Source organism: Nocardioides psychrotolerans (assembly GCF_900113685.1).
Classification (GTDB): Bacteria; Actinomycetota; Actinomycetes; order Propionibacteriales; family Nocardioidaceae; genus Nocardioides; species Nocardioides psychrotolerans.
Map to the genome: position 1 here is coordinate 238,233 of NZ_FOQG01000001.1, position 17,164 is coordinate 255,396.

The 17,164-nt window shown below is 69.4% G+C and carries 30 protein-coding genes; 7 read left to right on the forward strand and 23 right to left on the reverse strand.

Annotation, left to right across the window (positions count from 1 at the left end; translation table 11 throughout):
• Nucleotides 1-112: 112 nt before the first annotated feature.
• From rplO to rpsJ, 21 genes are all read right to left on the reverse strand, one after another.
• Nucleotides 113-553 (reverse strand): 50S ribosomal protein L15, encoded by a 441-nt coding sequence (rplO, locus tag BM204_RS01070; RefSeq protein ID WP_091109693.1) that lies wholly within the window; start codon nucleotides 551-553, stop codon nucleotides 113-115.
• A gap of 4 nt (nucleotides 554-557) precedes the next feature.
• Nucleotides 558-749: a 50S ribosomal protein L30 gene (gene rpmD, locus BM204_RS01075; RefSeq protein ID WP_091109695.1), complete on the reverse strand. Its 192-nt coding sequence runs from the start codon at nucleotides 747-749 to the stop codon at nucleotides 558-560.
• Nucleotides 749-1,381, reverse strand: a complete 633-nt coding sequence (gene rpsE, locus BM204_RS01080; RefSeq protein ID WP_091109697.1) for a 30S ribosomal protein S5 — start codon at nucleotides 1,379-1,381, stop codon at nucleotides 749-751. Before rpsE ends, rpmD begins: the two co-directional genes overlap by 1 nt.
• Before the next feature lie 34 nt (nucleotides 1,382-1,415).
• Nucleotides 1,416-1,799, reverse strand: a complete 384-nt coding sequence (rplR, locus tag BM204_RS01085) for a 50S ribosomal protein L18 (protein WP_091109698.1) — start codon at nucleotides 1,797-1,799, stop codon at nucleotides 1,416-1,418.
• Between the two features lies 1 nt (nucleotide 1,800).
• The gene (rplF, locus tag BM204_RS01090) at nucleotides 1,801-2,340 is read right to left on the reverse strand and encodes a 50S ribosomal protein L6 (protein WP_091109700.1); all 540 of its coding nucleotides are present in this window, start codon (nucleotides 2,338-2,340) and stop codon (nucleotides 1,801-1,803) included.
• A 28-nt stretch (nucleotides 2,341-2,368) separates the two neighbouring features.
• Nucleotides 2,369-2,776, reverse strand: a complete 408-nt coding sequence (gene rpsH / locus BM204_RS01095) for a 30S ribosomal protein S8 (RefSeq protein WP_091109702.1) — start codon at nucleotides 2,774-2,776, stop codon at nucleotides 2,369-2,371.
• Nucleotides 2,777-2,849: 73 nt separating this feature from the next.
• Nucleotides 2,850-3,035: a type Z 30S ribosomal protein S14 gene (locus BM204_RS01100; protein WP_011757321.1), complete on the reverse strand. Its 186-nt coding sequence runs from the start codon at nucleotides 3,033-3,035 to the stop codon at nucleotides 2,850-2,852.
• A 1-nt stretch (nucleotide 3,036) separates the two neighbouring features.
• A complete protein-coding gene (rplE, locus tag BM204_RS01105) occupies nucleotides 3,037-3,627 on the reverse strand; it encodes a 50S ribosomal protein L5 (RefSeq protein ID WP_091109703.1) in 591 nt (196 codons plus the stop codon).
• Nucleotides 3,627-3,998, reverse strand: a complete 372-nt coding sequence (gene rplX / locus BM204_RS01110) for a 50S ribosomal protein L24 (protein WP_091109705.1) — start codon at nucleotides 3,996-3,998, stop codon at nucleotides 3,627-3,629. The genes rplE and rplX overlap by 1 nt, the downstream gene beginning before the upstream one ends.
• Before the next feature lie 2 nt (nucleotides 3,999-4,000).
• On the reverse strand, nucleotides 4,001-4,369 hold the full coding sequence (gene rplN / locus BM204_RS01115) for a 50S ribosomal protein L14 (protein ID WP_091109706.1): 369 nt from the start codon (nucleotides 4,367-4,369) through the stop codon (nucleotides 4,001-4,003).
• A gap of 89 nt (nucleotides 4,370-4,458) precedes the next feature.
• On the reverse strand, nucleotides 4,459-4,746 hold the full coding sequence (gene rpsQ, locus BM204_RS01120; RefSeq protein WP_091109708.1) for a 30S ribosomal protein S17: 288 nt from the start codon (nucleotides 4,744-4,746) through the stop codon (nucleotides 4,459-4,461).
• Nucleotides 4,743-4,988: a 50S ribosomal protein L29 gene (rpmC, locus tag BM204_RS01125; RefSeq protein ID WP_091109710.1), complete on the reverse strand. Its 246-nt coding sequence runs from the start codon at nucleotides 4,986-4,988 to the stop codon at nucleotides 4,743-4,745. The genes rpsQ and rpmC overlap by 4 nt, the downstream gene beginning before the upstream one ends.
• Complete coding sequence (gene rplP, locus BM204_RS01130) at nucleotides 4,988-5,407, reverse strand: 50S ribosomal protein L16 (protein WP_091109711.1); 420 nt, start codon at nucleotides 5,405-5,407, stop codon at nucleotides 4,988-4,990. Before rplP ends, rpmC begins: the two co-directional genes overlap by 1 nt.
• Before the next feature lie 3 nt (nucleotides 5,408-5,410).
• Nucleotides 5,411-6,241, reverse strand: a complete 831-nt coding sequence (gene rpsC, locus BM204_RS01135; protein WP_091109713.1) for a 30S ribosomal protein S3 — start codon at nucleotides 6,239-6,241, stop codon at nucleotides 5,411-5,413.
• Nucleotides 6,241-6,687 carry a 50S ribosomal protein L22 gene (gene rplV, locus BM204_RS01140; protein ID WP_091109715.1) on the reverse strand — a complete coding sequence of 149 codons (447 nt, stop codon included), beginning with the start codon at nucleotides 6,685-6,687 and terminating at the stop codon, nucleotides 6,241-6,243. Before rplV ends, rpsC begins: the two co-directional genes overlap by 1 nt.
• Nucleotides 6,684-6,965, reverse strand: a complete 282-nt coding sequence (rpsS, locus tag BM204_RS01145) for a 30S ribosomal protein S19 (RefSeq protein ID WP_091109718.1) — start codon at nucleotides 6,963-6,965, stop codon at nucleotides 6,684-6,686. Before rpsS ends, rplV begins: the two co-directional genes overlap by 4 nt.
• 5 nt (nucleotides 6,966-6,970) lie before the next feature.
• The gene (rplB, locus tag BM204_RS01150; RefSeq protein WP_091109720.1) at nucleotides 6,971-7,807 is read right to left on the reverse strand and encodes a 50S ribosomal protein L2; all 837 of its coding nucleotides are present in this window, start codon (nucleotides 7,805-7,807) and stop codon (nucleotides 6,971-6,973) included.
• Between the two features lie 29 nt (nucleotides 7,808-7,836).
• Nucleotides 7,837-8,142 carry a 50S ribosomal protein L23 gene (gene rplW / locus BM204_RS01155; protein WP_091109721.1) on the reverse strand — a complete coding sequence of 102 codons (306 nt, stop codon included), beginning with the start codon at nucleotides 8,140-8,142 and terminating at the stop codon, nucleotides 7,837-7,839.
• Nucleotides 8,139-8,762, reverse strand: coding sequence for a 50S ribosomal protein L4 (rplD, locus tag BM204_RS01160; protein WP_091109723.1), 624 nt, complete (start codon nucleotides 8,760-8,762; stop codon nucleotides 8,139-8,141). The genes rplW and rplD overlap by 4 nt, the downstream gene beginning before the upstream one ends.
• A gap of 4 nt (nucleotides 8,763-8,766) precedes the next feature.
• Nucleotides 8,767-9,426, reverse strand: coding sequence for a 50S ribosomal protein L3 (gene rplC / locus BM204_RS01165; protein WP_091109724.1), 660 nt, complete (start codon nucleotides 9,424-9,426; stop codon nucleotides 8,767-8,769).
• Nucleotides 9,427-9,442: 16 nt separating this feature from the next.
• Nucleotides 9,443-9,751 carry a 30S ribosomal protein S10 gene (gene rpsJ / locus BM204_RS01170; RefSeq protein WP_008360994.1) on the reverse strand — a complete coding sequence of 103 codons (309 nt, stop codon included), beginning with the start codon at nucleotides 9,749-9,751 and terminating at the stop codon, nucleotides 9,443-9,445.
• Between the two features lie 386 nt (nucleotides 9,752-10,137).
• On the opposite strand from rpsJ, the gene BM204_RS22470 reads away from it, so the two are divergent.
• The 7 genes from BM204_RS22470 (at nucleotide 10,138) to BM204_RS01200 (ending at nucleotide 16,026) form a co-directional block, all read left to right on the forward strand.
• The gene (locus BM204_RS22470; protein ID WP_170259045.1) at nucleotides 10,138-10,296 is read left to right on the forward strand and encodes a hypothetical protein; all 159 of its coding nucleotides are present in this window, start codon (nucleotides 10,138-10,140) and stop codon (nucleotides 10,294-10,296) included.
• Nucleotides 10,293-10,805 (forward strand): carboxymuconolactone decarboxylase family protein, encoded by a 513-nt coding sequence (locus tag BM204_RS01175; protein ID WP_091109726.1) that lies wholly within the window; start codon nucleotides 10,293-10,295, stop codon nucleotides 10,803-10,805. Before BM204_RS22470 ends, BM204_RS01175 begins: the two co-directional genes overlap by 4 nt.
• 186 nt (nucleotides 10,806-10,991) lie before the next feature.
• Nucleotides 10,992-11,942, forward strand: a complete 951-nt coding sequence (locus tag BM204_RS22475; RefSeq protein ID WP_091109728.1) for a DUF7847 domain-containing protein — start codon at nucleotides 10,992-10,994, stop codon at nucleotides 11,940-11,942.
• The gene (locus tag BM204_RS01185) at nucleotides 11,939-12,571 is read left to right on the forward strand and encodes a DUF4129 domain-containing protein (protein ID WP_091109729.1); all 633 of its coding nucleotides are present in this window, start codon (nucleotides 11,939-11,941) and stop codon (nucleotides 12,569-12,571) included. Before BM204_RS22475 ends, BM204_RS01185 begins: the two co-directional genes overlap by 4 nt.
• Nucleotides 12,568-13,680, forward strand: coding sequence for a DUF4350 domain-containing protein (locus BM204_RS01190; protein WP_091109731.1), 1,113 nt, complete (start codon nucleotides 12,568-12,570; stop codon nucleotides 13,678-13,680). Before BM204_RS01185 ends, BM204_RS01190 begins: the two co-directional genes overlap by 4 nt.
• Entirely contained in the window at nucleotides 13,677-14,678 is a 1,002-nt protein-coding gene (locus tag BM204_RS01195) for an AAA family ATPase (RefSeq protein WP_091109733.1), read from the forward strand. Before BM204_RS01190 ends, BM204_RS01195 begins: the two co-directional genes overlap by 4 nt.
• A gap of 73 nt (nucleotides 14,679-14,751) precedes the next feature.
• Nucleotides 14,752-16,026, forward strand: a complete 1,275-nt coding sequence (locus BM204_RS01200; RefSeq protein ID WP_246165770.1) for a DUF58 domain-containing protein — start codon at nucleotides 14,752-14,754, stop codon at nucleotides 16,024-16,026.
• 9 nt (nucleotides 16,027-16,035) lie between these two features.
• Here BM204_RS01200 and BM204_RS01205 read toward each other — a convergent pair whose 3' ends face one another.
• Together BM204_RS01205 and BM204_RS01210 are read right to left on the reverse strand one after the other, a co-directional pair.
• Nucleotides 16,036-16,899: an FHA domain-containing protein gene (locus BM204_RS01205; RefSeq protein WP_091109736.1), complete on the reverse strand. Its 864-nt coding sequence runs from the start codon at nucleotides 16,897-16,899 to the stop codon at nucleotides 16,036-16,038.
• Nucleotides 16,896-17,144: a hypothetical protein gene (locus BM204_RS01210; protein WP_091110030.1), complete on the reverse strand. Its 249-nt coding sequence runs from the start codon at nucleotides 17,142-17,144 to the stop codon at nucleotides 16,896-16,898. The genes BM204_RS01205 and BM204_RS01210 overlap by 4 nt, the downstream gene beginning before the upstream one ends.
• Nucleotides 17,145-17,164: the final 20 nt, after the last annotated feature.

The following is a 17,164-nucleotide window of genomic DNA, read 5'->3' on the forward strand; positions in this document are numbered from 1 at the left end:
GGCCCGTGGAAGCCTAACAGGCAGTGTTCGGGCGATCACAGGGCGCACGAGGGGCGCGGCCCCAACTCCCCGTGAGGAGTGGGGGCAGCGCCCCTGACCGTGCGTGTGCTGGTCAGACCAGCGTGGCGGAACCGCCGGCGGCCTCGATCTTGTCCTTGGCCGAACCGGAGAACGCGTTGACGCTCACCTCGACCTTGACCGAGATGTCGCCCTGCCCGAGGACCTTGACCAGCTGGCCCTTGCGGACCGCTCCGCGGGCCACGAGCTCCTCGACGGTGACAGCGCCACCCTCGGGGAACAGCTCGCTGATGCGGTCGAGGTTGACGACCTGGAACTCCACCTTGAACGGGTTCCGGAAGCCCTTGAGCTTCGGGAGCCGCATGTGGATCGGCATCTGGCCACCTTCGAAGGCGACCGGAACCTGGTAACGGGCCTTGGTGCCCTTGGTGCCGCGACCGGATGTCTTTCCCTTGGAGCCCTCACCACGACCAACACGGGTCTTGGCGGTCTTGGCTCCGGGAGCCGGGCGCAGGTGATGAAGCTTGAGCGTCATGGCTTCACTCCCCTCCGTCGATGCGCTCGACCGCCACGAGGTGACGGACGGTGTGGACCATGCCCCGGATCTCCGGGCGGTCCTCCTTGATGACAACGTCGCCGATCCGCTTCAGGCCCAGCGAGCGCAAGGTGTTGCGCTGGTTGGCCTTGCAGCCGACCGTGCCCTTCAGTTGCTTGACCTTCAGCTGTGCCATCAGGACCTCACCGCCGCAGCGTCAGCAGCCTCGGCGATGCCCAGGGCCTTGGCACGGAGGAGCGCCGCCGGAGCGACGTCCTCGACCCGGAGGCCACGACGGGCAGCAACTGCCTCGGGCTCCTCGAGCATGCGCAGGGCCTCGACCGTCGCGTGGACGATGTTGATCTGGTTGGACGAGCCCAGCGACTTGCTGAGGACGTCGTGGATTCCGGCGCACTCGAGCACCGCACGCACCGGACCACCGGCGATGACGCCGGTGCCGGGGGCCGCGGGACGCAGGAAGACGACGCCAGCCGCCTTCTCGCCCTGGACCGGGTGCGGGATCGTGCCCTGGATGCGAGGGACGCGGAAGAATGCCTTCTTCGCCTCCTCGACACCCTTGGCGATCGCTGCCGGGACTTCCTTGGCCTTGCCGTAACCGACGCCGACCATGCCCTCACCGTCACCGACGATCACGAGGGCGGTGAAGCTGAAGCGACGACCACCCTTCACGACCTTGGCAACTCGGTTGATCGCAACGACGCGCTCGATGTAGGCGGTCTTGTCGGCGGCCTGACCACGACGATCGTCGCGACCACGGCCCCCCGACTGGCGCTCGCCACTGCGCTGTCCGCGCTGGGCTCCGCTCATGAGTCTTTCCTCTTCTCTTGCTTGTCCATGGCGATCAGAAGGTGAGGCCGCCCTCGCGGGCGCCATCAGCTAGGGCCGCGATGCGGCCGTGGTACTTGTTGCCGGCGCGGTCGAAGACCACGCCGTCGACACCGGCAGCCTTGGCGCGCTCGGCAACGAGCTCGCCCACCTTCTTGGCCTTGGCAGTCTTGTCCCCGTCGAAGGAGCGCAGGTCGCCCTCCATGGTCGAGGCGTAGGCGAGCGTCTTGCCCACCAGGTCGTCGACCACCTGGACGGTGATGTGCTTCGTCGAGCGGGTGACGACCAGGCGCGGACGCTCGGTGGTCCCGGAGATGCGCTTGCGGCCACGGACCTGGCGACGCAGACGCGACTTGGTTCGAGCAGCTGTGTGCTTGTTCTGCTTCAGCGAGATCGCCATGTCACTTACCGGCCTTTCCGACCTTGCGGCGGACCTGCTCGCCGGCATAACGGACACCCTTGCCCTTGTAGGGCTCGGGCTTGCGGAGCTTGCGGATGTTGGCCGCAACCTCTCCGACGAGCTGCTTGTCGATGCCGGCGACGCCCAGCTTGGTCTGGCTCTCCACGTTGAACGTGATGCCTTCGGGCGCGTCGAACACGATCGTGTGGGAGTAACCGAGCTGGAACTCCAGCTGGGTCGGGCCCTTGGACAGGACGCGGTAACCCACGCCCACGATCTCGAGCTTCTTCTCGTAACCCTCGGTCACACCGACCACCATGTTGCTGATGAGGGTGCGGGTGAGGCCGTGCAGGGCCCGGCTCTGACGCTCGTCGTCGGGACGCTTGACGTCCAGGACGTCGTCGTTGCGCTCGATGGTGATCGGCGCCGCGACGGTGTGCGACAGGGTGCCCTTGGGGCCCTTGACGGTCACGTGAGCGGCATCGATGGCCACATCGACCCCGGACGGGACCGGGATGGGGAGCTTGCCAATGCGCGACATGTTGGTGTTCTCCTTCTCGGTCTCGGGGTTACCAGACGTAGGCGAGGACTTCCCCACCCACGCCCTTCTGGTTTGCCTGGCGGTCGGTCAGCAGGCCCTGGCTCGTCGAGATGATCGCGACGCCCAAGCCGCCGAGCACCTTCGGGAGACCCGTGTGCTTGGCGTAGACCCGGAGACCGGGCTTGCTGATGCGGCGAACACCTGCGATCGAACGCTCGCGGTTGCGGCCGTACTTCAGAGTGATGGTCAGCGTGCGGCCGACCTCCCCCTCGGCGGGCTCCCTCACGTCGAACGACGTGATGTAGCCCTGCTGCTGGAGGATCTCGGCAACGCCCTGCTTGAGCTTGCTGTACGGCATGGTCACCGCATCGTGGTACGCCTGGTTGGCGTTACGCAGACGAGTCAGCATGTCTGCGATCGGGTCAGTCATCGTCATGGCCGGGTGGCCCTTTCTGTCTGTGGTTTCGCGTCCATCTCGTGGGCGCGACCTTCAGCGGTTGTGGTGAGTGTTACCAGGAGGACTTGGTGACGCCGGGCAGCTCGCCCCGGTGGGCCATCTCGCGCAGGCAGATACGGCAGAGGCCGAACTTGCGGTAGACGGCCTTGGGACGCCCGCAGCGCTGGCAGCGGGTGTAGCCGCGCACCGCGAACTTCGGCTTGCGAGCAGCCTTGACCTTGAGCGCGGTCTTTGCCATGTCAGTTCTCCTTGAAGGGGAAGCCGAGCTGCTTGAGCAGCGCGCGGCCTTCCTCGTCGTTGGTGGCGGTGGTGACGACCGTGATGTCCATGCCCCGCGTGCGGTCGACCTTGTCCTGGTCGATCTCGTGGAACATGACCTGCTCGGTCAGGCCGAAGGTGTAGTTGCCGTTGCCGTCGAACTGCTTCGGCGAGAGGCCGCGGAAGTCGCGGATACGAGGAAGCGACACGGACAGCAGACGGTCCAGGAACTCCCACATGCGGTCACCACGCATGGTGACGTGGCAGCCGATCGGCATGCCCTCGCGCAGCTTGAACTGGGCGATGGACTTGCGCGCCTTGGTCACCGACGGCTTCTGGCCGGTGATGGCGGTGAGGTCCTTGATGGCACCCTCGATCAGCTTGGAGTCACGAGCAGCCTCGCCGACACCCATGTTGACCACGATCTTGGTCAGACCGGGGACCTGCATGACGTTGGCGATCTCGAACTCCGACTTGAGCGAGGGAAGGATCTCCTCGCGGTAGCGGGTCTTGAGTCGTGGAGTGACCTTCTCGGCCGGAGCCGTGGTGGCCTCGGGGGTCTCAGTCGTCATCAGATGTCCTTGCCGGTCTTGCGCGAGATGCGCACGCTGCGCGTCGAGGGGTACGTCGAGCCGTCGGGACGACGCTTCGTGACCTCGTCGCGGCGGAAGCCGATGCGGGTGACGCCGTCACCCTCGACGAGCATCACGTTGGAGACGTGGATCGGGGCCTCGGTCGTGATGATGCCGCCGGTCGTGCCTGCGCGGCCGCCCTGGTTGACGACCTTCGTGTGCTTCTTGATGCGGTTGACACCCTCGACGATCACCCGCTGCTCCTCGCGGAGCACCTTGATGATCTTGCCTTCGGCGCCCTTGTCCTTGCCGGCGATCACCTTGACGGTGTCGCCCTTCTTCAGGTTCACAGTGGTCTTGTCCTTCGCCATGGTCAGAGCACCTCCGGCGCGAGCGAGATGATCTTCATGAACTTCTTCTCGCGCAGCTCGCGGCCCACGGGGCCGAAGATGCGGGTGCCTCGGGGCTCGCCGTCCGCCTTGAGGATCACGGCGGCGTTCTCGTCGAAGCGGATGTAGGAACCATCGGCGCGGCGACGCTCCTTGACGGTACGAACGATGACGGCCTTGACGACGTCACCCTTCTTCACGTTGCCACCGGGGATCGCGTCCTTCACGGTGGCGACGATGACGTCGCCGATACCGGCGTAGCGTCGACCAGAGCCTCCGAGAACACGGATGCAAAGGATCTCCTTCGCACCGGTGTTGTCGGCGACCTTGAGTCGCGACTCCTGCTGGATCATCAGTTTCTCCTTGTCGAGCTGGTTCTCGCCGCTATCTGGGAGCGACGAGCCTTGCCGAACTTTTAGTCAGTTGCGGGCTGGGCCCGTGGTTACTTGGCCTTCTCGAGGATCTGCACGACGCGCCAACGCTTGGTGGCCGACAGCGGACGGGTCTCCATCAGGAGGACCCGGTCGCCGATGCCGCACTCGTTCTTCTCGTCGTGCGCCTTGAGCTTGCTCGTGCGGCGCAGGACCTTGCCGTAGAGCGCGTGCTTGACACGGTCCTCGACGGACACGACCACGGTCTTGTCCATCTTGTCGCTGACGACCAGGCCCTCGCGGACCTTACGGGCGTTGCGCTCGTTGGTCGCAGTGTCAGTGGTGGGCTGCTCGCTCATGCGGACGCCTCTTCCTTCTCGGTTCCGGGAGCCGTCCGGATGCCGAGCTCGCGCTCACGCACCACGGTGTAGATCCGGGCGATGTCCTTCTTGACCGTGTTGAGCCGACCGTGGCTCTCCAGCTGGCCGGTGGCTGCCTGGAAGCGCAGGTTGAACAGCTCTTCCTTGCACTCCCGAAGCCTTGCCTCGAGGTCGACGCCGTTGAGCTCGTCGAGCTCGTGGGCCTTGATGCCCTGAGCCATCAGAATTCACCCGCCTCTCGCGAGATGAACCGGCACTTCATCGGGAGCTTGTGCATCGCGCGGCGCATGGCCTCACGGGCAGTCTCTTCGTCGATGCCGGAAAGTTCGAACATGACACGGCCGGGCTTCACGTTGGCGATCCACCACTCCGGGGAACCCTTGCCGGAACCCATGCGGGTCTCGGCAGGCTTCTTGGTCAGCGGGCGGTCGGGGTAGATGTTGATCCACACCTTCCCACCACGCTTGATGTGACGGGTCATGGCGATACGGGCCGACTCGATCTGTCGGTTGGTCACGTAGTGACCCTCGATCGCCTGGATCCCGAAGTCACCGAACGCGAGCGTGGTGCCACCCTTCGCCTTTCCCCGGCGGTTGGGGTGGTGCTGCTTGCGGTGCTTGACGCGACGGGGCATCAACATGGGTCAGCTCTCCGATCCGGCATTCTCGGTGGCAGCCGGAGCAGCAGCCTCGGCCGGAGCCTCGGTCGCTGCGGGCGCCTCGCGGTCCGCACGGGTGGGGCGCGAGCCACGGCTCGGACGCTCGCCACCGCGGGCGGGACGAGCACCGCTGCCGCCGCGACCGGGGACACCGGCGCGGGCAGCGGCCTGGGCCTGACGCTCGGCACGGGTGCCGGCGACCTCGCCCTTGTAGATCCAGACCTTCACGCCGATGCGGCCGAAGGTCGTCTTGGCCTCGTAGAAGCCGTAGTCGATGTCGGCACGCAGCGTGTGCAGCGGAACGCGACCCTCGCGGTAGAACTCGGTGCGCGACATCTCAGCGCCGTTGAGACGACCCGAGCACTGGATGCGGATGCCCTTGGCACCGGACCGCATCGAGGTCTGCATGGCCTTCTTCATGGCACGACGGAACTGCACGCGTCCGGAGAGCTGCTCGGCGACACCCTGGGCGACCAGCTGAGCGTCGACCTCGGGGTTCTTGACCTCGAGGATGTTCAGCTGCACCTGCTTGCCGGTGAGCTTCTCGAGCTCGCCGCGGATGCGGTCGGCCTCGGCGCCGCGGCGGCCGATGACGATGCCCGGACGAGCCGTGTGGATGTCCACGCGGACACGGTCACGGGTGCGCTCGATCTCGACCTTGGAGATGCCGGCCCGCTCCATGCCCTTGGAGAGCAGCCTGCGGATGGCGACGTCCTCGCCGACGTAGGCCTTGTAGAGCTTGTCGGCGTACCAGCGGGACTTGTGGTCCGTGCTGATACCGAGCCGGAAGCCGTTCGGGTTGATTTTCTGGCCCATCAGGCACCCTTTCCGTTCTTGTGGGTCCGCTTCTTCTTGGCGTCAGCCACCACGCCGGCAGGCTGGACCGCCAGGGTGATGTGGCTGGTGCGCTTGTTGATCCGCGTCGCGCGGCCCTGGGCGCGGGGGCGCCAGCGCTTCATCGTCGGGCCCTCGTCGACCTGGCAGATCGAGACGACCAGGTCGCCCGAGTCCAGACCCTCCGTGGTCGAGGCGTTGGCAATCGCGCTCTCGAGCACCTTGTAGACGGTCTCGGAGGCGGCCTGCGGCGCGAACTGGAGCAGCGACAGGGCGTCGCCGACGGGAAGTCCACGGACCATGTCGACGACACGGCGAGCCTTCATGGGAGTGATCCGCACGAAGCGAGCGCTCGCGAATGCGCCCGGCTGGTCGCCCAGGAGCGAGTCACGACGCGCGCTGGTGCGGTGGCGTTCGGTGGTGCTCATCGACGGCGTCCCTTCCGGTCTTCCTTGACGTGTCCGCGGTAGGTGCGGGTGGGGGCGAACTCGCCCAGCTTGTGACCGACCATGGAGTCGGTGACGAAGACCGGGACGTGCTTGCGACCGTCGTGCACCGCGATGGTGTGACCGATCATGTCGGGCACGATCATCGACCGGCGCGACCAGGTCTTGATGACGTTGTGGCTGCCCTTCGCGTTCTCGGCGTCCACCTTCTTCTGAAGGTGGTCGTCGATGAAGGGGCCCTTCTTCAGGCTGCGAGGCATGTCGGTTACTTCCTACCCTTGCCGGACTTGCGACGACGGATGATCTGGGAGTCGCTGGCCTTGCGCTTGCGCGTGCGACCCTCGGCCTTGCCCCAGGGCGAGACGGGGTGACGTCCACCGGACGTCTTGCCCTCGCCACCACCGTGCGGGTGGTCGACCGGGTTCATGACGACACCGCGGACGGTCGGGCGCTTGCCCTTCCACCGCATCCGGCCGGCCTTGCCCCAGTTGATGTTGGACTGCTCGGCGTTGCCGACCTCACCGATCGTGGCGCGGCAGCGCACGTCGACGAAGCGCATCTCGCCCGAGGGCAGACGCAGCGTGGCGCGCGAGCCCTCACGGGCGACGAGCTGGGCCGAGTTGCCGGCGGAGCGCGCCATCTTGGCACCGCCACCGGGACGAAGCTCCACGCAGTGGATCGTCGAGCCGACGGGGATGTTGCGCAGCGGCAGGTTGTTGCCCGGCTTGATGTCGGCGGTGACGCCCGACTCCACGACGGTGCCCTGCGTCAGGTCCTTCGGCGCGATGATGTAGCGCTTCTCGCCGTCGGCGTAGTGCAGCAGCGCGATGCGAGCCGTGCGGTTGGGGTCGTACTCGATGTGAGCGACCTTGGCCGGCACGCCGTCCTTGTCGTAGCGACGGAAGTCGATGATGCGGTAGGCACGCTTGTGACCGCCACCCTGGTGCCGCGTGGTGATGCGGCCCTGGTTGTTGCGGCCGCCCTTTTTGGGAAGCGGACGCGTCAGCGACTTCTCCGGCGTGGTCCGGGTGACCTCGGCGAAGTCGGCGACGGACGAGCCGCGACGGCCCGGCGTTGTCGGCTTGTACTTACGGATTGCCATTTCTCAGTCCTCGTTATCCAGCTGCCCGGTCAGGAGACCGGACCTCCGAAGATGTCGATGCGGTGGCCCTCGGCCAGGCTGACGATGGCGCGCTTGGTGTCCTTGCGCTTGCCGAGCCCGTTCTTGGTTCGGCGCGTCTTGCCCTTGCGGTTGATCGTGTTGACCGAGGTCACCTTGACGCTGAAGACCTTCTCGACCGCGATCTTGATCTCGGTCTTGTTGGCGTCAGGGCGCACCAGGAACGTGTATTTGTTGGCGTCGAGGAGGCCGTAGCTCTTCTCGGAGACGACCGGCGAGATCAAGACGTCGCGGTGGTCCTTGTGCAGGGTGCTCACTTGTCGCCCTCCTCGGCGGTCTCGGGCTTGCCGTTCACCAGGACGTCGTAGGCGCCCTTGGTGATGACGACGTCGTCGGAGGCCAGCACGTCATAGGTGTTGAGCTGGTCGACGGCCACGATGTGCACCTGGGCCGCGTTGCGCAGCGACAGCCAGGTGATCGAGTCAGTGCGCTCGAGCACGACCAGGAAGCGGGTGCGCGGCGACAGGTCGACCAGGGCAGCGAGAGCAGCCTTGGTCGAGGGCTTGTCTCCGACGACGAGCGACTCCACGACGTGGATGCGCTCGTTGCGGGCCCGGTCGGAGAGGGCACCGCGCAGGGCGGCTGCCTTCATCTTCTTGGGGGTGCGTTGGTCGTAGTCGCGCGGCTTGGGGCCATGCACGACGCCACCACCGACGAACTGGGGAGCGCGGGTCGAGCCCTGACGGGCGCGGCCGGTGCCCTTCTGCTTGTAGGGCTTGCGTCCACCACCGCGGACCTCGCCGCGACGCTTGGTGGAGTGCGTTCCCTGGCGAGCGGCAGCCTGCTGCGCGACGACGACCTGGTGGATCAACGGGATGTTGACCGCGACGTCGAAGATCTCGGCGGGGAGCTCGACCTTGAGGGTCTTGGTAGCCATGTGCTCAGACCTCCTGGCTCTTCTTCGCAGCCGAGCGCAGGATGATGACCCCACCCTTGGGACCGGGAACGGCACCCTTGAGGAGGATCAGGCCCTTGTCGGCGTCGATGGCGTGCACGGTGACGTTCTGGGTGGTGACGGTGTCACTGCCCATCCGGCCGGCCATGCGGACGCCCTTGAAAACGCGGCCCGGCGTGGCGCAGGCGCCGATCGAACCGGGCTTGCGGTGGTTGCGGTGGGCACCGTGGGAGGCACCGACGCCGTGGAAGCCGTGACGCTTCATGACACCGGCGAAGCCCTTGCCCTTGCTCGTGCCCGTGACGTCGATGACCTCGCCGGCCGCGAACGTGTCGACGGGCAACTCCTGGCCGATCGCGTAGGACGCAGCGTCGGAGGTGCGGATCTCGACCACGTGGCGACGGGGCGTGGTGCCCGCCTTGGCGAAGTGACCAGCCTGCGGCTTGGTGATCTTGCGACCCTCGATCTCGCCGAAGCCGACCTGGATGGCGTTGTAGCCATCGGTCTCGGGCTGGCGGACCTGGGTGATCACGTTGGTCGTCGCAGCGATCACGGTGACGGGAACGATGCGGTTGTTCTCGTCCCAGACCTGGGTCATGCCGAGCTTGGTGCCCAGCAGCCCCTTCACGTTCTTCTCAACAGTCATGGCTAGTTCCTCGACCTCAGAGCTTGATCTCGATGTCGACACCGGCCGGGAGGTCGAGTCGCATCAGGGAGTCAACGGTCTTCGGCGTGGGGTCGATGATGTCGATGAGCCGCTTGTGCGTGCGCATCTCGAAGTGCTCGCGGGAGTCCTTGTACTTGTGCGGCGACCGAATGACGCAGTAGACGTTCTTCTCGGTCGGGAGCGGCACGGGGCCGGCTACCTTCGCACCCGTGCGGGTGACGGTGTCCACGATCTTGCGAGCCGAGGTGTCGATCACCTCGTGGTCATAGGCCTTGAGCCTGATGCGGATCTTCTGTCCCGCCATAGGTCTCTCTCGTCCTTCTACTGGTCCACGTGCCTGTCCGGAACGTCCTCGGGTTTGAGTCTGTCCCGCCCTGCGCCCACCACCCTCCCCGACCCCCGCGGTTGGGCGTGTCGCGAGATTTCCTCGCAACACAGCACGTCCGTCGAGCCAAGGTGTTGGTGGCGCCTGACGGTTCGTCAGGCTGATCGGGTCTCCTGGTGCGGCGCGGGCACAGCCGACCACCGAAACGACACTCCGTGAAGAAGCAGGAGACGCGATTCAGAAGTCAAGATGTGCTGCGCCCCGGCAACCCGCCGGAGCAACCGGACTATCTTGGCAGATGTCCGCGACTGCGCCAAATCGCTTCGGCCCTACCCCGCCGGCGCCCTCCGCACTAGCCTCCCACCATGGCAGACGAGAACACGTTCTACTCCGCCCCGGACCGTCACGAGGCCTCGCCCGGCATCTACGACGTCCTCGACGTCCCCCTCTCCCCCGCGGTCGGTCGCCTCGGCCGTGCGCTCCCCACCCTCAGCGCCAACGACAACGGAAAGGGCGGTTCATGATCATCGACGTCCCCCCGGGCAAGGACCCGATCCTCTACGTGTGGGGAGAGATGGTCCCGGGCATCGGACCGGCCGCGTCCAGGTTCGCCACCAGCGTCTACGAGCACGGCACGCTGGGCCTGCGCGAGTTCGAAGCGGCCCGGCTGCGCATCGCGCAGCTCAACGGCTGCCTGTTCTGCCAGGACTGGCGCACCGAGAAGGACGGGGCGAAGGTCGAGGAAGGCTTTGCCGACGCCGTCACCTCGTGGCGCACGACCACCGCCTTCGACGACCGGACCCGCCTCGCGGCCGAGTACGCCGAGCGCTACGCCCTGGACCACCACGGCCTCGACGACTCCTTCTGGACCCGGATGAAGATGCACTACTCCGACCAGGAGGTCGTGGAGCTGTCGATGTGCCTCGGCTCCTGGATCGCCTTCGGCAGGCTCAACCGGGTGCTCGGGCTCGACACCGCGTGCGTCCTGCCCAGTCACGTGCGCCAGTCACGTGGGCCCAGCCACCTGACCTGACAAGATGGCGGTCGACGAAGCCGACGAAGGGGAGCCATGTCGGGTTACGACTCCTATCCGCCGCCGGGCGCACCACAGCCGCCACCACCGCCACTGCCGCCCGGGGCCGGTGCGCCGCCGCCCGGGTGGGCGCCTCCTCCCCCGCCGGGTCCCGCCGGACAGGGTGGCTGGGCCCCGGCTCCCGGCATGCTCGGCGCGGCGCACAAGCCCGGGGCAATCGCGCTGCGGCCCCTCGGGCTGGGCGACATCTACGACGGCGCGTTCCGGATCATCCGTTTCAACCCCCGGGCCACGGTGGGCTCCGCGGTGCTGGTCGCCGCGGTCACCATGGCGATCCCCGTGCTCGTCACCGCGCTGCTCACCTTCACTGTCGGTGCGGTGCTCGACGAGACCGGCGGTGGTGCCGGCAGCGAGCTGATCGGGGGCATCGGCTCCTTCGGCTCCCTGTTCGTCGGGCTGGCGCTGCTCCAGGTCGGGCTGATCTTCGTGACCGGGATGGTCGCCCACGTCACCCACGCGGCGGCCGTCGGGCGACGACTCAGCCTCGGGGAGGCGTGGGCCGCCACCCGCGGCAAGCGCTGGCGGCTCCTCGGCCTCACGCTGCTGATCAACCTGGTCTGGATCATGGGCCTGGTCGTCTACGTGCTGGTGTGGTTCGTGCTGGCGCTCACCACGACCGACGTGCTCGTGCTGGTGGTCTGGGGCGTCATCAGCGTGCCGGCCTACATCGCCCTCATGTGCTGGTTCTGGGTGCGCGTCTACTACTTGCCGGCCCCGGCCCTGATGCTGGAGGACGTCGGCGTGCTCGGCGCGATCGGACGCGGCTGGACGCTCACGCGCGGCGCGTTCTGGCGCACCTTCGGCATCGCGCTGCTCACCGTGGTCGTGGCCTCGATCGCGGGCAACATGCTCGCCGTGCCCGTGACCATCGCCGGTGAGCTGGGCGCGGTCGCCGCCGGGCCGGAGTACGCCGCCCTCGGGCTGGTCCTGAGCCAGGCGCTGTCGTCGGTCATCTCGTCGGCGTTCGTCGCCCCGTTCACCGCCAGCGTCGCCTCCCTGCAGTATCTCGACCAGCGCATGCGCAAGGAGGCCTACGACGTCGAGCTGATGACGCAGGCGGGGGTCCTGCGCCGGTGATCCTGCGCGCACTGCTCCTGGTCCCTCCGCGGGCCGACCCGCCGCTGGACCCGACGCCCGAGGAGGCCAGGTCGTTGCTGCGACGAGAGCTGCTCGCGCCGGACTACCACGACCAGGACCTGGTGCAGCGGCTCATCACGTGGCTCGAGCGGTTGATCGACCGCGGCGTCGCCAGTGCCAGCGGCGCCCCTCCCCTGCAGACCCTCGCGGTGATGGTGGTCGCGGTCGCGCTGGTCGCCGGGCTGGTGCTGCTGCTCTCGCGGGCCCGCCGCACGGCCCGTGCGGCCGGGGAGCGCCGCGCCGTGCTGACCGAGGAGTCCGTCACCGCCGACCAGCTGCGCGCGCGGGCCGAGGTCGCCCTGGCCGACGGGCGGCCCGAGGACGCCCTCGTCGACGCCTTCCGGGCCCTCGCGTTGCGCCAGCTCGAGCGCGGACGTCTCGACGACACCCCCGGCGCCACCGCGCACGAGGTCGCGCTCGCCCTGGCCGCCCAGCACCCGCACCAGCGCGCCCGCATCGACACCGGTGCCGACCTCTTCGACTCCGTGCTCTACGGCGACCGCCGCGCGACCCACGAGCAGGCGCACGCCGTGCTGACCCTGGACGACGACCTGGCGGGTGTGCGATGACCGGGCGCCTGCGCGGCCACCGGACCACGCTGCTGATCACCCTCGGGCTGCTCGCGGCGGTCGCGGTCGTGGTGTGGTCGGGACAGGGCGGCCGCACGGCCGAGGACCTCGACCCGGCCAACCCCGGGCCCGCCGGAGCCCGGGCCCTCGCCCGCGTGCTCGACGACCACGGGGTCGACGTCAGCGTGGCCCGCGGCGCCGACGAGCTCGACGCCGCGGACATCGACACCGCCACGACCGTGGTGGTGACCTCCACCGACTCGCTGGGCCGGAGCACCGTCGAGCGCCTGCTCTCGACCGTCGGCGACGCACGGCTGGTCCTCGTGGCCCCCGGCCCCGGCGTCACCGACGCCATGGGTCTCGGCGGACAGCCGAGCAGCAGCACGCTCGGCCAGGGCACGCGGGGCGCGTGCGCCGATCCGGCGTACGACGCGCTGGTGCTGGAGGTCGACGCGACCCTCGCCTATCCCGCGGCCGACGGCTGCTTCCGCACCGACGACGGCGACGCCGTGCTGGTCGAGCGCGACGGCGTCGTCTCCTTCGGGGCCGGCGACGCGCTGACGAACGACCAGATCCTGCGCGGCGACAACGCCGCCGTGGCCCTGCGGCTGCTGGGCCAGGACGAGCGCCTGGTCTGGTATGTCCCGAGCGTCGCGGACCTGGTCGGGGACGACGGGGTCAGCCTCGCGAGCCTCCTGCCCGACTGGCTCGCACCCGGTCTGTGGCTGGTCGGGCTCAGCGCCGTCGCCCTGGTGCTGTGGCGGGTGCGTCGCCTCGGCCCGCTCTCCACCGAGCCGCTGCCTGTCGTCGTCAAGGCCATCGAGACCACCCTGAGCCGGGGGCGGCTCTACCGCCGGGCCGGCGACCGGGCGCACGCTGCCGGCGCACTGCGCCGCGCCGCCCGCACGCGGGCCGCCGAGCGGCTGCGCCTCGGCACGGTCACCGACGACCAGGTCCTCGTGCGCGACGTGGCCCAGCACCTCGGGCGGCCCATTGAGGAGGTCGCGGCCCTCCTCGCCCCCGATGCACCGACGCCCGCGTCCGACGCTGCCCTGATCACCCTGGCCGACCAGCTGGCCGAGCTCGACAGAGAGGTACGCCGCACATGACCGAGAATCCCCCCGACCCTGCGGGCGCGGTGCCCACCGCGCACGGCGCAGCCGAGGCGCGCGAGCGACTGACCGCCGTACGGACCGAGGTGGCGAAGGCCGTCGTCGGCCAGGACGCCGCCGTCTCCGGGCTGCTGGTCGCGCTCCTGTGCGGCGGGCACGTGCTCATGGAGGGCGTGCCGGGCACGGCCAAGACGCTGCTCGTGCGCACGCTGGCCGCTGCGCTGGCGGTGGAGACCCGCCGGGTGCAGTTCACCCCCGACCTGATGCCCGGCGACATCACCGGCTCGATGGTCATCGACAGCTCCCAGGGCGAGCTCAGCTTCCGCGAGGGGCCGGTCTTCACCAACCTGCTGCTCGCCGACGAGATCAACCGCACGCCCCCCAAGACGCAGTCGGCGCTGCTCGAGGCGATGGAGGAGGGGCAGGTCTCCGTGGACGGGGTCTCGCGCCCGTTGCCGAGGCCCTTCCTGGTGGCCGCGACGCAGAACCCCGTGGAGTACGAAGGCACCTACCCGTTGCCCGAGGCGCAGCTCGACCGCTTCCTGGTCAAGGTGGTGCTGCCGATCCCCGAGCGGGCCGCGGAGCTGGAGATCCTGCGCCGCCACGCTGCCGGATTCGACCCGCGCGACGTCGCCGGGGCCGGGGTGAGGGCGGTGGCCGGTGCTGCCGACATCGTCGCCGGGCAGGCCGCGGTCAAGACCGTGCAGGTCTCGCCCGAGGTCGCGGGCTACATCGTCGACATCGCCCGGGCCACCCGTGACTCGCCCTCGCTGAGCCTCGGGGTGAGCCCGCGCGGGGCGACCGCGCTGCTGCGGGCGGCCCGCGCGTGGGCCTGGTTGGTCGGCCGCGACTTCGTGACTCCCGACGACGTGAAGTCGCTGGCCCACGCGACCCTGGTGCACCGGTTGGGCCTGCGGCCCGAGGCCGAGCTCGAGGGCGTGGACGTGGCCCGGGTGCTCGCCTCGGCGCTGGGCTCGGTGCCCGTCCCGCGATGAGCGTCGTCTCCCCCGTCATCTCCCCCGTCATCTCCCCCGCCGCGTCGGGTCGCTGATGGCTATCTCGGGGCGGGTGCCCCTGCTCCTTCTGGCCGGCCTGGTGGCCGTCCTGCTCCGGCCGTCGGCGAGCACCGTGTTGCTGTGGCTGCTCGTGGTGACGACGCTGACGCTGCTCGACTGGCTGGTGGCGCCCCGTCCTGCTGCGTTGTCCCTCGAGCGGCGACCGGTCGGTGCGACGCGGCTGGGCTACCCCACCGAGACGCTGATCGTCGTGCGCAACACCTCGCGTCGCCGCGTCCGTGCCCTGTTGCGTGACGCGTGGCAGCCCTCGGCCGGTGCGAGCGACAACCGCCACCGGGTGTCGCTGGCCCCGGGTGACCGGGCGGTGCTGCGCACCCCGCTGCTCCCCCGCCGGCGGGGCGACCTCCGTGCCACCGGGGTGACCGTGCGCCTGCCGGGACCGCTGCGGCTGGCGGCACGACAACGCACGCTCGTCGTCCCGGGGTCGGTGCGGTCGCTGCCGCCGTTCGAGTCGCGCAAGCACCTGCCCTCGCGCCTGGCCCGGCTGCGCGAGCTGGACGGCCGATCAGCCGTGCGGGTGCGGGGCCAGGGCACCGAGTTCGACTCCCTGCGTGAGTACGTCCGCGGCGACGACGTGCGCTCCATCGACTGGCGCGCCTCGGCGCGCAACCGCAACGTCGTCGTGCGCACCTGGCAGCCCGAGCGCGACCGGCGCGTGGTGCTGGTCCTCGACACCTCCCGCACCTCGGCGGGCCGCGTCGACGACGTGCCACGCCTCGACTCCGCCATGGACGCGGCCCTGCTCCTCGCCGCGCTCGTGGCACGGGCCGGCGACCGGGTCGACGTGGTGGCCGGCGACCGACGGGTGCGGGCCCGCGTGCGCTCGGCCGGCGCCCGCGACATCGTGGCGCGTCTCCAGGACACGATGGCAGACCTCGAACCGGTCATCGCCGAGGCCGACTGGGACTCGCTGGCCGGCGCGGTCCAGGCGATGGGTCGACAGCGGGCGCTCGTGGTGCTGCTGACACCGCTCGAGCCGTCCGCGATCGAGGAGGGCCTGCTGACCGTGCTGCCCGCCCTCACCCGGCACCACCGGGTCGTGCTGGCCTCCGTCAAGGATCCCGCGCTCGACCGGCTCGCCGCGGCACGCGGGTCGATCGACGAGGTCTACGACGCCGCCGCGGCCGAGCAGGTGCTGGCGCGACGACGTCGTACGGCGGAGCTGCTGGCCGCACTCGGCGTCGACGTCGTCGACGCGGACGCCGAGCAGCTGCCGCCGGCCCTCGCCGACCACTACCTCCACCTCAAGGCGCAGGGACTTCTCTGAGCCGCGCGGTCAGCCCGTGGTGTCGCGGTGCTCGGGCGGGTGCGTCTCGCGTGGCTCCTGCGGGAGCTGGTGCCCGGCCTCCCCGCCGATGCGACCACCGAAGGGTCGGCCGTGGTCGGCGAACTCCTCGCGGAAGTAAGCCAACCGGTGGCTGCCGAGATCGACGCGGGCGCCGGTGCGCAGGATCTGGGCCAGCACGGGAGCACCGTGGACCCGGGTGACCCCCTCGATCGCCTTGATGACCCACTCGTCGCGGACATCGTGGACGATCCGGGCGTGCACCGGCTCGAGACCGGCGAGCACCAGGTCGCACCCGGGGTCGGACCCGATCAGCATCCCGTCCTCGAGCCAGAAGATCGGCTGCCGCTCACCGGGACCCACCGTCTCGGCCGCGCGCACCAGCCGGGCACCCCCACCACGGGCCGGGTCGTGGGTGGTGCCGACACCCCGGCGGGCGAGGCGGTGCATCGTGGGGAAGAGCGGCAGCACCGTGCCCGGTGGCACGAGACCGGGGCCGGGCAGCACCGGAGCGGTGCCGCGGGCGCGCGAGCGGGCCGACGTCCAGGCACCCCGCAGGCTGCCCAGCCGGATCCGGCGGGTGCCGGTCACCCGGCGCTGCCACCAGGGTGCCGAGACGTCGCCCAGCGACACGAGGTGGTCACCGCGGTGCATGACGCGGACCACCAGCCCCTGGGTGGCCAGCGCCTCCGCGATGGAGCGCACCGAGACCGCGTCGCCGGCACCGGCGAAGGCGCCGGGGTCGTCGACCTCCAGCGTCATCCGGTCGCCGGACCCGCGGAGCCGGCCCCGGACCGGGTTGCTGCCTGGACGCTCGATCTCGAACTCGAGGTCGGCGACGAGGGTCAGCGTCACGGCCGGTCCCGGACCGGCTGCACGGGCTGGCCCTGGTCACTGGTGGTGATCGTCAGGGTGCCGTTGACCTTCCACGTGGCCCGCGGCGAGCTCGGGCCCGTGTCGCGCGGGACCTCGACGGCCATGTCCTCGAACCGGTAGTGGATCGCTGCCTCGCGTCCCGTGAGGAAGCTCCACATCCTGGCACCGAGGTCCGTCCAGTCGACGACCTCGTTGCTCGTGCTGTCCATTGGTTGACTGCTCATCGTCGTCACGCTTTCTGTGG

What these genes read in the sequence shown, in the direction of transcription:
- rplO (WP_091109693.1), bottom strand. Translation starts at nt 553, where the DNA reads ATGACGCTCAAGCTTCATCACCTGCGCCCGGCTCCCGGAGCCAAGACC.
- rpmD (WP_091109695.1), bottom strand. Translation starts at nt 749, where the DNA reads ATGGCACAGCTGAAGGTCAAGCAACTGAAGGGCACGGTCGGCTGCAAG.
- rpsE (WP_091109697.1), bottom strand. Translation starts at nt 1,381, where the DNA reads ATGAGCGGAGCCCAGCGCGGACAGCGCAGTGGCGAGCGCCAGTCGGGG.
- rplR (WP_091109698.1), bottom strand. Translation starts at nt 1,799, where the DNA reads ATGGCGATCTCGCTGAAGCAGAACAAGCACACAGCTGCTCGAACCAAG.
- rplF (WP_091109700.1), bottom strand. Translation starts at nt 2,340, where the DNA reads ATGTCGCGCATTGGCAAGCTCCCCATCCCGGTCCCGTCCGGGGTCGAT.
- rpsH (WP_091109702.1), bottom strand. Translation starts at nt 2,776, where the DNA reads ATGACGATGACTGACCCGATCGCAGACATGCTGACTCGTCTGCGTAAC.
- BM204_RS01100 (WP_011757321.1), bottom strand. Translation starts at nt 3,035, where the DNA reads ATGGCAAAGACCGCGCTCAAGGTCAAGGCTGCTCGCAAGCCGAAGTTC.
- rplE (WP_091109703.1), bottom strand. Translation starts at nt 3,627, where the DNA reads ATGACGACTGAGACCCCCGAGGCCACCACGGCTCCGGCCGAGAAGGTC.
- rplX (WP_091109705.1), bottom strand. Translation starts at nt 3,998, where the DNA reads ATGGCGAAGGACAAGACCACTGTGAACCTGAAGAAGGGCGACACCGTC.
- rplN (WP_091109706.1), bottom strand. Translation starts at nt 4,369, where the DNA reads ATGATCCAGCAGGAGTCGCGACTCAAGGTCGCCGACAACACCGGTGCG.
- rpsQ (WP_091109708.1), bottom strand. Translation starts at nt 4,746, where the DNA reads ATGAGCGAGCAGCCCACCACTGACACTGCGACCAACGAGCGCAACGCC.
- rpmC (WP_091109710.1), bottom strand. Translation starts at nt 4,988, where the DNA reads ATGGCTCAGGGCATCAAGGCCCACGAGCTCGACGAGCTCAACGGCGTC.
- rplP (WP_091109711.1), bottom strand. Translation starts at nt 5,407, where the DNA reads ATGTTGATGCCCCGTCGCGTCAAGCACCGCAAGCAGCACCACCCCAAC.
- rpsC (WP_091109713.1), bottom strand. Translation starts at nt 6,241, where the DNA reads ATGGGCCAGAAAATCAACCCGAACGGCTTCCGGCTCGGTATCAGCACG.
- rplV (WP_091109715.1), bottom strand. Translation starts at nt 6,687, where the DNA reads ATGAGCACCACCGAACGCCACCGCACCAGCGCGCGTCGTGACTCGCTC.
- rpsS (WP_091109718.1), bottom strand. Translation starts at nt 6,965, where the DNA reads ATGCCTCGCAGCCTGAAGAAGGGCCCCTTCATCGACGACCACCTTCAG.
- rplB (WP_091109720.1), bottom strand. Translation starts at nt 7,807, where the DNA reads ATGGCAATCCGTAAGTACAAGCCGACAACGCCGGGCCGTCGCGGCTCG.
- rplD (WP_091109723.1), bottom strand. Translation starts at nt 8,762, where the DNA reads ATGGCTACCAAGACCCTCAAGGTCGAGCTCCCCGCCGAGATCTTCGAC.
- rplC (WP_091109724.1), bottom strand. Translation starts at nt 9,426, where the DNA reads ATGACTGTTGAGAAGAACGTGAAGGGGCTGCTGGGCACCAAGCTCGGC.
- rpsJ (WP_008360994.1), bottom strand. Translation starts at nt 9,751, where the DNA reads ATGGCGGGACAGAAGATCCGCATCAGGCTCAAGGCCTATGACCACGAG.
- BM204_RS22470 (WP_170259045.1), top strand. Translation starts at nt 10,138, where the DNA reads ATGGCAGACGAGAACACGTTCTACTCCGCCCCGGACCGTCACGAGGCC.
- BM204_RS01175 (WP_091109726.1), top strand. Translation starts at nt 10,293, where the DNA reads ATGATCATCGACGTCCCCCCGGGCAAGGACCCGATCCTCTACGTGTGG.
- BM204_RS22475 (WP_091109728.1), top strand. Translation starts at nt 10,992, where the DNA reads ATGCTCGGCGCGGCGCACAAGCCCGGGGCAATCGCGCTGCGGCCCCTC.
- BM204_RS01190 (WP_091109731.1), top strand. Translation starts at nt 12,568, where the DNA reads ATGACCGGGCGCCTGCGCGGCCACCGGACCACGCTGCTGATCACCCTC.
- BM204_RS01195 (WP_091109733.1), top strand. Translation starts at nt 13,677, where the DNA reads ATGACCGAGAATCCCCCCGACCCTGCGGGCGCGGTGCCCACCGCGCAC.
- BM204_RS01210 (WP_091110030.1), bottom strand. Translation starts at nt 17,144, where the DNA reads ATGAGCAGTCAACCAATGGACAGCACGAGCAACGAGGTCGTCGACTGG.